The organism is Dyadobacter tibetensis Y620-1 (assembly GCF_000566685.1).
Classification (GTDB): domain Bacteria; phylum Bacteroidota; class Bacteroidia; order Cytophagales; family Spirosomataceae; genus Dyadobacter; species Dyadobacter tibetensis.
In genome coordinates, this window is the sequence record NZ_AZQN01000010.1 from 34,475 (window position 1) to 48,199 (window position 13,725).

Consider the following 13,725-nt stretch of genomic DNA (forward strand, 5'->3'; position numbering starts at 1 on the left):
AATTTCAGAATAAAGGTTAATTAACCCAAAATAGCCATGCCACCCCCCACACTGGCAGGGATTGGAATGGATATTTTTAGAGGGTCAGCCGGGTCTGGCCTTTCTTGAAGAGAAACGTTTTCTTATTGTCCCCCCACTTCAGATTGGTCATATTGACCTGGTCATTGAATACGTCCAGCAAGGTGCTATTGGTGAGTATATGCCCCTGTAACTTACTGCTAAGGGGTATCTCCAAATAAATCCAGGTAGCATCTGCTTCGGCCTCTTTTCCTAGATAAGTAAGAGGCAATGTTTTTTCTTTTGCATCCGTCAGTACAAAATGCTGGCGGATATATTTTTCTATATAAACATTATTATGATCCTGATTGTTAATGACAAAACGGCGGTTAGCATGGGCCATAGATAATGCTGTTTCCAGGTCATCGGTAAATACCCGAAGGCTGATCTCCAATGATCTGGTGGTGCTATTATATTGCATTTGGGTGACACTCACGTGATACTCATGGACTAGAGGGGGCATAGCAGCCTCCACTGACCCCAGACTCCTCGCTAAACAATATACCAGGCTTAACCAAAAGGATAAATGGTTCATTTTGTAACGGGATTTCGGTTATCTTCCTTGCCACCCATGTTTAAAATACGGCCTTCCAGACGTCGTTAAAGATGGCAAAGGCCATCAGCCCCAGCAATAGGACCATTCCGACTTTCTGGGCATTTTCCAAGAATTTGTCCGAGGGTTTGCGTCCAGAAATGATTTCATACGATAGAATCACGGCGTGACCTCCGTCCAGTGCCGGAATAGGCAGGGCATTCATAAAGGCCAGTACCATAGAAAGAAGGCCCGTCAGGTACCAGAATCTACTCCAGTCCCAAACCCCACCAAACATGCGTGCAATGCCAATAGGTCCGCTTAGGGCCTTGGAGGCCGAGACTTCTCCTCTAAATATTTTACCAAAGCCCTTTATATTATTATAGACTACGGCAAAAGCATCCTGTGTACCCACCTGAACGGCTTCGACCAGAGTATAATCGACAACCGTAAAGTTGAGAAGACTGACCGGATAAAATCCGATGGTACCATCTTCGTTAACATCGACGACTAAATTCTTATTTTCACCCGCACGTTGAACGGTAAGGGCGGCTGATTTGCCGGGTAGGTTTTTCAATGCTTCCTGCATTTCATTGAAATAGGTAATCGATTGCCCATTAATGGCGATCACTTTGTCGTCCGATTTTAAGCCAGCCTTTTCAGCAGGAGAACCCGCAAGGACTTCACCGATCTTGAAGGGCTCCAGGGGACGAATGAAATTTCCTTTCTGCTCGGGATCTGAAAGCTTTTCGATGAGGTTGTTAGGTATATCGATTTCTACTTCCTGACCGGCTCTTTCGACCGTATAGGAGCTATTAGAACCCAAAAATACTTCAGACCCTAATAAATCGCTGAAGTTTTGATAGGGTTGACCATTTACGCGGACAATTTTATCCCCTGTTTTCAACCCGATTTCCTGAGCTAATTCGCCGGCAACAATGCCATGTTTATTAACTTCTTCTCCGGATAGGAATTTCTCCCCTTCATTATACGCAATAGCAATAAATATCAACACACCGACTACTATATTGACAATGATTCCCCCGAGCATTACCACCAGCCTCTGCCATGCCGGCTTGCTTCGAAACTCATAGGGTTGCGGCTCCCGGTTCATGGTATCGGTGTCCATCGACTCATCGATCATACCTGATATTTTCACAAATCCTCCCAAGGGAATGGCGCCTATGCCATATTCGGTCTCACCTTTTTGGAAACTAAAAATTTTGGGAGGGAACCCGATAAAATATTTTTCTACCCGCATTCCAAACATTTTGGCGGCTGCCATATGTCCCCATTCGTGCAATCCTACCAATATTGACAAGCCCAGTATGAGCTGTCCGGCCATTATTAATACTTCCATTTATTGTAATTTGTGAGCGTTTTCTAAATTAGTAATTAGTGGGTATTTTTTTGTCTGCATATCTCAATCGAAATTAAAAATGCATCCTGATATTGGGTATAACGTAAAATTAATCTGCAAAGTTACGCAAAAGCGGGGATAAGAATGTAACGCATCCGTTTTTGTGTGCTACTGGTCCTGATTTCTCTCGATTTTGATACCCATCATGCGCATCAACTCAGAGGCATTGAAACTTTGGCATATTCCTGGATGGAGCTTATAGTCGAAGTCGAGCCTGCCTTCGGCCACATCCGATCGGAAATGGTAGTTTTCTACGTAATCTTGTCCCGCTCCCCATTCGCCGAGTTCCAGATCGTGGGTAGAAACCAGTCCCGCCGAGTTCTTATGATGTAATTGTTTGATAAGCGCTTCAGCTCCTTTATGTCTGTCAGCAGAATTCGTTCCTTTTAAAATTTCATCTAAAAGGTAGAACACCGGAACTGTATCTGCCTGGTCGGCGAATTCAAGAAGAAGGCGCAGGCGTTTTAGTTCTGCATAAAAGCTAGAAGTGCTTTCTTCCAGTGAGTCCTGTGTTCGCATGCTCGTAAATACTCGGGTGGGTGTGCAGGTGAACTGGTCGGCACAAACTACGGAACCGGTTTGAGCCAATACCAGGTTCAGCCCTAAGGTACGTAGGAATGTGCTTTTTCCGGACATGTTAGATCCAGTGATCAGCATGGTCGTGCCAGTTCCTTCCATTTTGAAGTCATTGGTGACTTTGGAAGTAGGGGCGATAAGGGGATGACCAAGACTTTTGGCTTCTATCTGAAGGCTACCTCCCCAGGCAACTTGAGGAAAGCGGTAGGTTGGATTGGCAAAGGCAAATCCTGCCAGACTGTTGATTGCCTCAAGGTCGGCCAGAACCCCCAGCCACTGATTGAGGCCTGCATGTTGTTGGCTTTTCCACTTTTCAAGGCTTGCCAGGCAGTGAAGGTCCCACATGGTAGGAATGCCGATAAAAATGGAAAAGTAAGGATTGTTCCGAAAATCTAGTTTATCAAATACTGAGCCCACCTGACGTAAAAGACGGCTGGAATTATCAATTTTACGTTTTCTTTCCATCCACCACCTGGATGAATACGAACTTTTCTCGGCTATTTCTAATAGCTCTGCATAAGCGAGCATTGTTTTTCCTAGGTCAGTTGTTTGCGCGAGCAAATTGTTAAGATAGGGCTGGTATCTTTTCAAAATTACCATTTGCCAGGCCAGGCTTAGCAATAGGAGCCAAAGTGGAGCCCAGCCAGCTAGTAAGGCTATTGCGATGCCCATTGTCAGCAGAGGGAAGAATCTCCACTTCAATGCCGATTTTAAGTTAGGGTCCATAACTTCCTTCACCCAGGAGCGAAGGGCCCCAATCTGTTGTCCTGCATTTTGGTGAAGCATGGCAGTTGCTTCCCAGTTTTGACGCCATTCTGGTCTCTGTGAGAGTTCTGCAATAGCCTCCTGGCGCATCAGTATATCTTCCAATGCAGCGGGTTGTTTCAGCCAATCGCCCAGTCGCGAACCACCGGCTCTGGTATGGGTCCGATTAAGGAGACTATAAAGAGAATAAGCTCCGAAGATATCTAAATCTGCGGCGTAAGGATGGTCATTATTTTTAAATTCCTCCCCATTTTCCTGTCGGTTGAATTGAAATTGCTGCCTTCCCAATTCATCTAAGTTGATAAACTGTAAATTTCGCTGATAGTCACGTTTTCTTTTGGCTTCCTGCTGACGTCGCATCAGCATTAGAAATGCAATGAAAAGGATCAAACCTAACCCACCGTATAAGGAGTCGTCGGTTTTGTGCCAGGCCCAGCCACTCAAAACGGCACCTAAAAAGGCTGTCAGGCGTAGTGTAGCCAATAAATTAAACCTTTTTTGGGCAATTTTTTCTTCAGACAGCGCCTGATTAAGTCTTGTTTGAAAGAAGGAGGAAGGGTCGATTTCAGGTGTGTTTTGTGTCATTTTGAGTTTTCAGCGTCTTCAAATTGCATTTTAATCAGATTGGCATATAGGCCATTGGGAAGAGATAGTAGTTCCTGATGCGATCCGGCTTCGGCAATCTGCCCTTCACGAATCACATAAATGGCATCTACTTTTCGGATGGTGGCCAGGCGATGAGCAATAACAATGGTCGTACGATTTTGCATTAACTCGTCCAATGCGACTTGTACTAACTTTTCCGATTCGGCATCCAGCGAGCTGGTAGCCTCATCCAGGATTAAGATCTTCGGATCTTTTAATATGGCTCTTGCAATAGCGATACGCTGGCGTTGTCCTCCTGACAGCTTTATGCCCCGCTCTCCTACCAATGTATCGAGTTTTTCCGGAAAGGTTTCAATAAATTCTAGTGCATAGGCCTTGCGCGCAGCTTCGTAAACCTCTTGTCGGGTGGCATTGGGACGCCCGTACCTGATATTTTCATAAATACTACCACCAAATAACATGACCTCCTGAGGAACAATAGCGATATTATTACGAAGATCTGTGAGCCCGAAGTGGGAAATGGGCCGGTCGTCAATGCGAATTTGTCCTGAGCTTACATCGTAGAACCGCATGAGCAGCTGTATAATGGTCGACTTACCGGCCCCGCTATAGCCTACCAAAGCTATCTTTTCGCCAGCACGAATATGGAAGTCAATTCGTTTTAAAACGGCCAAATCGGCTCGGGAAGGATAGTTGAATTTGACTTGATCGTAAGTAATGTCACCCTGAATAGGGATAATGGTTTGCGGATTTTTATCCTGAATATCAATTTCTGCCGGTTCGGCCAATATTTCAAAAAGTCTTTCAGAGGCACCGACGGTTTTGTTGATTTGAGCATAAAGATCGCCCATCCCACTGATAGAGGCCCCTATGAAGGTGGTGTAAAGAATAAATGTAAAGAGGTCGGCGAGGCCAAACTCTCCGGATTGTACCAGGCCAGCTCCGAACCAGACGACTCCTACGATGCCTCCGAAAAGGGCAAAAATGATAAAGGAAACAAAGCCCCCTCGGAATCGTGCCGCATATAATGATAAATCTACTACCCGGTTCAGAATGGTTCTATAGCGCTCCGATTCTAACTTTTCGTTGGTAAAGGCTTTTACTACATTCACCGACTGAAGGGTCTCTTCAGCTACAACATTGGCTGCCGCTAGTTCGTCCTGAGCCTTTTTGCTTAGTCGTCGCATATGCCGCCCAAAAAAAACGGAGGCGATCACCAGTATGGGGAAGGTGGCCAACATGAATAAGGTGAGCTTCCATGAAGTGTAAAATAAGATGGCAATACCAACCACCAGGGTCGCTACCTGCCGAAATAGCTCAGCGATGGTAAAGGAAAGCAAGCCCTGGAGCTGGCCTACATCGGAGGTAATACGGCTGGTTAGCTCCCCAACTCTCCTTTGTTCGAGAAAACTAATGGGCAAGGTGATAATTTTGCTGAATACATCGCTCCGGATGTCGGTCATCGACCACTCACTCACTTGAGTAAAAAGATAAATCCTGAAAAAGGAGAATATTGCCTGAAAAATCAGAATTACGAATAGGAACAAGGTAATCTGATTGATGGAATAGGGCGACTTTCCCTCTATTACTTCAATAATACTTCCGATAAGCTTAGGGAATACTAAGGATGTTCCCGTAGATAGAGCCAGGAAGATAAGGCCCAGAATAAAGGTGCCTTTATAGGGCAATAGATATTTAAATAGTTTCAGGGTTATTTTAATCCCATCCTTACTTATTTTTTTTACGGTAAAAGGCGAAGCTGCCTCCTTTGGCTTTTCTGTTTCCGGCATAGGTAATATTTGAGGTTAAAACCCCTTCTGTCTATCTTTTGGGTCCGAAGCCAACCTTGCCCCCCTGCGGGAAGTATCGGCTTCCTGACAAAGGTAGTTAAACTAGAAAAAGGAATAACCCATCCCTTTATGAATTGTTTAACCCGTTCATCGTCTGCTGTGGTACTTACCCTTCAGCCATACAGAAAGAATAAAAATCTGACAGCTTATCCTATACCCGTTATGATGCACTATTGCTTAATCCATTTTTTGCTAAAGGAATGTGTCCCTTCCTGAATTTGTAATATATAAATGCCGCTTGTTAAATGATCAAAGCCTAAATACTGCTTAAATTGAATGTCGGTTTTGGGGTATTGGTATGTTTCCAGAAGTTGACCTCCGGAATCGAAAATCTTCATGGAGATGTAGCCCAAATAAGTGCTGGACCAGCTGATTAGCGCGGATTCTGTTACCGGATTAGGGGCCAGAATCATTTTTTTTGCCTCCGTTTTGGGCTCATTTCCTGTTACCACACTCACTTCCCAAGGTACAAGATTCGGCTGTGGACTTGGTAAAGCCACCGAGGTTAGGATATGGAACTGGCCGGGACTAAATGTTAACTTGTCAACATTAGGCAGGGTTTGGCCCGTGAAATAGTCGAACCAAGTCCCTGCCGGAAGGGTAAGGTCCGCTGGTTCCAGTCCTAAATTTGCCAGCACCCATAGTTCATAATCCTGGGTGGTAAGGTGAAGCTTTTTTTGGGGGTTTACGCCTGCGTCCAAATCAAATGCTAAAGGGGTACTACGATCTCGTAGTGCTATAAGCTGGGCTATTACCTGATACAGTTTTTGACGGTTTTCTTCCTTTTGGTACTCCCATTTAATGGGCTTGGCACCCGTACGACCGTTTTCATCAATGGAGATATCATAGCCGAGTTCACCAAATTGCCAGATCATTTTTGGGCCTGGAGTCAGCAAAAAGAGTGCCGAGGAGGCTTTTACCCGCTCTAAAGCACTGTTAAGGTTTCGTGCCGAGTACCCGTTGCCTATCCCCCCATTGGTTTGGGCATCAAACATCAATCTTTCTTCATCGTGACTTTCCATATAACCAATAGCGGCTGGACGGTCGAACCCTATATGATTTTTCCAGGACAGGCGGTTGAAGTTCCCCTTTCCATTTTTTATGGTCTCGCGAAATGCCCCATTCTGGTTGTCCCATACTAGCATCCCATGCTTTGTGAGCTCTGCTTCTTCCTGGTCGCTTCCAAAATGCTCTAGAATGACGTAGGCTGTGGAATCGACTGAGCGTATATGGTTGTAGATTTCTTTCCAAATGGCGATCCTGCTGGCATCATACTGCCCCCAAGCATTCACATTACCTTCCGAAAGCGTTTGGGTGAACCCCTTGGACAAGTCGAAGCGATATCCATCGAAATGGTACTCTTCCAGCCAAAACCGTGTGACGTCTCTGACCAGTTCTTTTGTGGCAGGGGCCTCATGATTGAAGTCGAAAAATACGCTAAAGGGGTGTGTAGCCTGCCTATTGAACATAGGACTGTCGCTAGCGGGCTGACTTCCATCCCAATACATCTTCACATATGGAAAATCGTAATCGGCCTGGTTGAGTACCATATCTAAAATTACGGCTATACCATTTTGGTGGCAGAGATCTATAAATCGCTTCAAATCTTGGGGACGCCCATAGGCTTTGTCGGGGGCCATGGGAAATATAGGGTTATAGCCCCAGGAGTCATTTCCTGCAAACTCCATGATCGGCATTAATTCGATGGCATTGATTCCAAGTCTCTTTAAATATGGTAGCGTGTCTGCCAGAGTTTGGTACCACTGGGTGGCCGCAAAGTCTCGAACCAACAATTCATAAATTACTAAATCCTCAGACTTGGGCCGTTCAAAGGCTTTATTTTGCCAGGAATAGGTGGGTTGGTTGGTTTGCAATACCGTTACAATATTGTCCTTGGCCCGATCGGGAAAGGGCAGCAGGTCTGGGTAATTTCTGTCCGGAATAAAATGGTCATTATTTCGATCGAGTATCTTCTCTGAATAGGGATCGGCCACTGCCGTTACACCATTCACCAGATATTGAAAGGGGTATTCTCGACCAGGTTCTAAATTTTTCAGTTCCAGCCAATAGGTTTTACCGTCGGGGGTACGGTTCATTAGATACTCGGACTGAGGCATCCATTCGTTAAAGTCCCCTAGGAGGTGAACGAAATTTTTGTCGGGAGCGAATAATACCAAAGTGGCCGAACGATCTGAGGTGTAGTTTATACCTTTTTTCAGGCCTTGGGGCAAAGATGCTATGCTTGGGCTGGGATTAACGGTAAAGGTAAAGCTATCGTGTTTTTCTTCTCCGTTGGCTTTCGCCGTTACCAGTACTAGGTGTGAGCGATTGTCGGCCCTGCCGGTAGGTATTTTCGCTCCGATAATACTATCGGTGAGTGAGGTCAGCGGGATATTGTCTACGGAGATACTCAGATCACAGACCTTAGAGGCCTTGGCCAGAATATCGATGGTCGTATTAGCTTCTACGAAAAAATGTTCCTCCTGTGGCTGGGTGAAGGCTACCTGTAGCGCACCTGAAAGATATAGATCGAATGTGAAATCTTCTGTCTGTGCCGAGCCATCTGCATTTTTCACTAAAACACCCATCCAAACCAGCTTTTTACCAGTTGGAACTGATAGATACTGATCTGGAATAAAGGTGATACTCCATTTATCATTTCCTAAGGCGGTCAGTTTCCCCGGGGCAAAGGGTTTGTCGAAACTAGTTTGTCCTTCGGGACCATATTCGGACTGATTATTGGCTTCGGAGCCTCCCCACGCCCAAATATACAGATCTGCAGATGGGTTTAGCAATCCCTCTTTTCGGCTATCCTTAGCCAATTTCAGATCGAAAGTGAGGGTGACTTTACCGTTGGAAATAGGGAATGCCGGGCTGACTTGCAGGGCCTGTCCCAGGCACAAGGAGGAAATCCAGCAAAGGAAAATAGTAATGATATAATTTTTCATTTTCTGCATGGTTTTAGGGCGTCAGCATTGCTCCGATGTATGAAAGAAAATTTGCCGCTAGAATTCCAATATCATTGCTTTACCGGCTTGAAGCATTACGGATTTTTTGACATGAATGGTAGTGTCTTCCAGGATATTACGGGCTGTAAACTGGTTTGGAATTATTTCTTTGAAACGTTGCAGGTCTAGCTGATACGGCTCTTTATTTTTATTGAGTATGACCATTATTTTTTGCTGGGCGTTGTATCGGACCTGAACATACACGCCATTTTCTGGTGCAAAATGCATCAGTTTACCCTGATGTACTGCCGAAGCCGATTTTCGCCAATTGAGCAGTTTCCTTGTGAAATGGAGCAGGTCTGCCTGAGCATCTGTAAGGCCGGTTTGGTTGAATACGCTAATACTGTCTCCTTGCCAACCTCCAGGCATATCACCCCTGATTTCCCCATGCTCCTCACTGTTTGGGTTTGACATCAGGATTTCTGTGCCATAATATAGCTGAGGGATTCCCCGGGTAGTCATCAAAAACACCAGGGCCTGTTTTAAATGGTCTGAATTCTCTTTCAATTGAGTGAAAATCCTACTCATGTCATGGTTATCTGTGAAGGTTACCAAGTCGTTGGGCTGTGCATAGACGTAGTCGTTGGCCAATGTTTGATATAACCTGATAAGGCCTTCGCCCCATGATTCTTCTTCGTTAAATGCTTTAATCAGAGCTTCATTCAGAGGGAAGTCCATTAGGCTTTTGAGATTGGAGCGATATCCATCCTTATTTTTCACCCCCCTTTGCCAGTTCGCCACAAGGCTGGGGTTGTATGACCACTCTTCTCCTACTATGTTGAAATCAGGATATTCAGCCATGATACGCTGGCTCCACTCCGCCATGAATTCCTTGTCTGGATAGGGGTAAGTGTCCATTCTGATGCCTCCCAGGTCGGCGTATTCTACCCACCATATGGCATTTTGAATGAGGTATTGCGCCAGATATGGATTCCGCTGGTTCAAATCGGGCATAGTGGGCACAAACCAGCCATCGCTTTGAAGTTTGATGTCGGAAGCGGAGGCATAGGCATCATGTAGTGCTTCACGTCGGTGATTTGTGATGGTCACAGGTTGATTTTGATAATTTACCCAGTTGCTATCGGGCAAATCTTTCATCCACCAATGTTCCAAACCGCAGTGGTTTGCCACCATGTCGGCAATAAGTTTAATGTTCCTTTCTTTTGCCAACAATGACAGTCGCTTATAATCTTCATTGGTTCCAAATCGGGGATCCGTTTTGCTGAAATCGGTAATCGCATAGCCATGATAGGAATAGGTGGGCATGTTGTTTTCCAGCAGAGGGTTGATCCATAGGGCCGTTACTCCTAATTTTTCTATATAATCCAGATGGTCGATAATTCCTGCGATATCCCCGCCATGACGCGCATACATGGCCGTTCGGTCTAGGGTATCGGAAAGCCCGGAAATCTGATCATTTTGTTGATTACCATTAGCAAAACGATCGGGCGTGATCAGGTAGATGACGTCCTTGGCAGAGAAGCCCTCTCGTTGCGCCGAATGAGGGGTTCGTTCAAGAAGAGAGTAAGATTGGTGAATAGGCTTTCTTCCACTCTGTTCAAAAAGAATATCCATCTCACCCGCCTGTGTATTGGGGCTGATATGTAAATCTATAAATAGATAATTGGGGTTATTGGTGCGATGCACTTTTTTAATGGTTACCCCCTTATGATTAATTTTGGGCTGGTAAGAAGAGATACCTGTCTCATGAACCATAAGCTGAAGTAGTGGACTTTTCATACCCACCCACCAGTTCAGGGGTTCTATATGCTGGATTGGCCCTTGGGCATTAGCGCCTAAAGCTATTAACAGCAGGCATAAATATTGGAGATTTCTGAACATAACAGGAAAGAATTTTAGCGATCATAAAAAATTTAAAGGGCACCATGGCCCATTGACCAGGTGCCCTTTCGGTTTTTATTTGATGGTGCTGATGTATGTTTATTTGCTTTTGGTGGCTGTATAACTCGCGTTATTTGGGTCTTTCAGGTCTAGGACAAAGCTCCATGTCCCTGCCGTCACGCTAAAGTTTTTGCCACCACTTTTCAATGGCCCGCTTGCGGCAATGGGGTCGGGCTCGGTTTCGGCAGTCGATCCCATATTAATACCCCAATCGTCATTTTGGCGAAACTTTATCGCTCCTGCTTTTAGCACCACATTATTGAGATACCAGGTTTCGGTACTCAAATCGTATTTGAATTTCTGGTCGGGCTTATCACCCCAACCGGTAGCGGTAGCATCGCCGACGATGCCCCAGGGCGCGTAGGTGGAAAGGGTATATTTAAGATTTTTGAAATCGGCAGTCACCAGATAGGTGCCTTTTTTAACGATGATATTATCTCCATTATCCACCAAAACACCATTAGCCCCCCCGTAATTGATGCCCCAATCGTTATTTAATCTGAATTTCATTTCCCCATCGATCAAATTCACTACGGCAGTCCAGAGGTCTACTGAGGGGTCATACGTCAAGGCCAGATCGGGCGTTTTTCCCCAGTCGTTGGCGGCACTGCCCACCAGTCCCCAGCTGTATTTTTCAATTTTGTAAGTAAGGGCCACAGCGTTGAAGCTTACCTTGTAAGTACCTGCCTTTACAGTAATATTGTCACCGCCATCAGAGAGTTTTCCATCTTTCCCGCCCAGATTAACGGCCCAGTCATTATTTTGACGGAATTTTATCTCCCCATCGATAAAGGTAACATAGGCTACCAGCTCATTTGCTACATCGGTTTTGTAGAGGGGAGCGTCGGGAGTTTTTCCCCAATCGTTAATCGCGCTGCCCACAATTCCCCAGGGAGAACTAAGGTCTAGCTTTACGGAATAGGGGGTAACCTTTATGGTCATCACCTCGGAGGTGAGCAGGGTGGCTGCACCCAGCTTGGACTGGACGCGGATATCTACCTCGGAAGCTTCACCGGGAGCCAGGCCAAGTCCTATTAGTAAACTGTTGAGCTCAGCGGTTTTAAATTTTTTCTCCTGAGCCGATCCAGTTGTAACGGAGGCAGCTTTGGAAAAATCTCCCCCTTTTTTGTCAAGGAGAATCGTATTGGCTGCAGCGGCATTGAAGCCATAATCTGTTTGCCAGCTTATAGAAAGCGCTTCTGTTTGACTGGCCTCTTTGTCGAGCACTAAGTCCTGAGAAGATAGGCTGACGTTAGGGATAGCCCCTGTGTTCAGGATGGCCATATCCTGCTCCTTCATACAGCTCCAGGCAAGGAGTGCAGTAAATGTTAGTAGCAATAATTGATTGAAAAGTTTCATCATCTTCTGATTTTAAGTCGGTGTAGACAATCTAAAGGGGGGCTGGGACCTCCAGATTTGGGACCATCCCAGCCCGGTATAATTGGTGAGCTGGATTTAGTAACCCTTATTTTGTACCAATGAAGGGTTGGCTACCAGGTCAGTACCGGCAATAGGGTAAAGAGTTCTAAAGTCCTCCACATCTTTCCCTGATTTTTCTCCACCTTTCCATGCCCAGTTATAGCCAGATGTGAACTTGCCAAAGCGAATCAGGTCTGTGCGGCGATGTGCTTCCCAGAAGAGCTCCCTGCCGCGTTCGTTCAGAAGGTTGTCCAAGGTTAGGACGGTCAGTTTATTGGCTTCCGCACGGGTCCTTAACCTGTTTACCAGTTCCAGGGCGAGGGAAGTATCTCCATTACCACCTCTTAGTACTGCCTCTGCATACATCAAATAAGCGTCAGCGAGGCGGTAGACGGCAAAGTCAGTATCAGTATGGGTAAGGTTCTTGCCCGGAGTGCCATCCTTTTTAATATTTTTCCACTTGGTTACGGCATAGCCCTCTGTAAACGTGGTAATATTGTCGATTTCAAGGGTCTGCCCGGTACTGTAAAACATGGCCCTGGTATCCTTCTTATCATCAAATAGACCAACCAACTCCTTGGTGGTTCGGAAACCCGCCCAGCCTCCATCCACACCGAAATCGGTAGGGTTCATGCTTCCGCCTACGGCTGCGTGAATAAGGGTAGTAGTGCCTCCCCAGGTTTGTGTTTCATTCCCATCGAAATTGATGGTAAAAATGGTTTCTGGAGAGCTGTCATTGTCAGCCAAAAAGTTATGAGCGTATTTCGGCGCGAGCGTATAACCTGCGTCTACGACTTTTTTGGCATATTCTGCGGCCTCAGTATACTTTTTCTGTCCTACATAAACTTCGGCGTTCAGATATAATTTAGCGAGGGTCATCCATGCGGCTGCTTGGTCGGCCCGGCCATATTCATTGGTTTTTGGAGCAGGAAGTTCCGCTTCCAGAGCCTTTAACTCTCCTTCCAGATAGGTGAATAATTCCTGACGGGTCGCTTGTTTGGGTAGGGCGGATCCTACCTGATCTTTTTCGGTTACCAAGGGTATGTTCCCAAATAAATCGATGCCATGGTAGTAAACCAATGCCCGAATAAAACGTGCCTCTGCCCTGTAATTTTTGATGTCCTGGCTATTGGCAATTCCCCGTGAGCTAAGTTTTTCATCTGTTGTTTCCCGCAAGAATTCATTGGCTACCGCAGCCTGAAACAGGATACGAGAGTAGAATGCAGAAGACCATTGATTGGAAGCTGTCCAACTCATTTTATGAAGGTCGGGAAGGCCCGGGTCTCCCCAGCCCGTAACAGCCTCGTCGGTAGGGAACTCCTGAAGGTACCAGTAGACCCGCATATAGCCCTGAGATCCTCCATCGTAATTTTTTAAATCTACGTCGTCGTCCTTTGGTTTGATTCCTGATACGGCTAAGCCGGCGTAAAGTTTGGCCAGTATAAGCTTATAATTATTAACATCCTGATAAACCAGCTCCGAAACCTCGCCTACGTAGGGCTTCGTGTCTAAATCTTTACAAGCGCCAAGCCCCAGGAGCATCAGCGTGGCGCAAAGGGTAGTCTTAAATATATTTTTCATATCCAATAT

At 45.7% G+C, this 13,725-nt stretch carries 8 protein-coding genes; all 8 read right to left on the reverse strand.

Features of this window, described 5'->3' with window-relative positions; all coding sequences use genetic code 11:
• Window positions 1-76: 76 nt before the first annotated feature.
• The 8 genes from X939_RS0119930 to X939_RS0119965 all read right to left on the reverse strand — a co-directional run bounded on the left by X939_RS0119930 (window position 77) and on the right by X939_RS0119965 (window position 13,716).
• Window positions 77-592, reverse strand: coding sequence for a DUF6702 family protein (locus tag X939_RS0119930; protein ID WP_131694755.1), 516 nt, complete (start codon window positions 590-592; stop codon window positions 77-79).
• 40 nt (window positions 593-632) lie between these two features.
• Window positions 633-1,949, reverse strand: coding sequence for an RIP metalloprotease RseP (gene rseP / locus X939_RS0119935; protein WP_025765045.1), 1,317 nt, complete (start codon window positions 1,947-1,949; stop codon window positions 633-635).
• Between the two features lie 168 nt (window positions 1,950-2,117).
• Complete coding sequence (locus X939_RS0119940; RefSeq protein WP_052353510.1) at window positions 2,118-3,935, reverse strand: MutS-related protein; 1,818 nt, start codon at window positions 3,933-3,935, stop codon at window positions 2,118-2,120.
• On the reverse strand, window positions 3,932-5,746 hold the full coding sequence (locus X939_RS0119945) for an ABC transporter ATP-binding protein (RefSeq protein WP_025765047.1): 1,815 nt from the start codon (window positions 5,744-5,746) through the stop codon (window positions 3,932-3,934). The genes X939_RS0119940 and X939_RS0119945 overlap by 4 nt, the downstream gene beginning before the upstream one ends.
• A gap of 230 nt (window positions 5,747-5,976) precedes the next feature.
• On the reverse strand, window positions 5,977-8,754 hold the full coding sequence (locus X939_RS0119950; protein WP_025765048.1) for an alpha-amylase family glycosyl hydrolase: 2,778 nt from the start codon (window positions 8,752-8,754) through the stop codon (window positions 5,977-5,979).
• 57 nt (window positions 8,755-8,811) lie between these two features.
• The gene (locus X939_RS0119955; protein ID WP_025765049.1) at window positions 8,812-10,656 is read right to left on the reverse strand and encodes a glycoside hydrolase family 13 protein; all 1,845 of its coding nucleotides are present in this window, start codon (window positions 10,654-10,656) and stop codon (window positions 8,812-8,814) included.
• Between the two features lie 99 nt (window positions 10,657-10,755).
• A complete protein-coding gene (locus X939_RS22705) occupies window positions 10,756-12,078 on the reverse strand; it encodes a SusE domain-containing protein (protein WP_025765050.1) in 1,323 nt (440 codons plus the stop codon).
• A gap of 93 nt (window positions 12,079-12,171) precedes the next feature.
• Window positions 12,172-13,716 carry a RagB/SusD family nutrient uptake outer membrane protein gene (locus X939_RS0119965; protein WP_025765051.1) on the reverse strand — a complete coding sequence of 515 codons (1,545 nt, stop codon included), beginning with the start codon at window positions 13,714-13,716 and terminating at the stop codon, window positions 12,172-12,174.
• Between the last annotated feature and the right edge of the window lie 9 nt (window positions 13,717-13,725).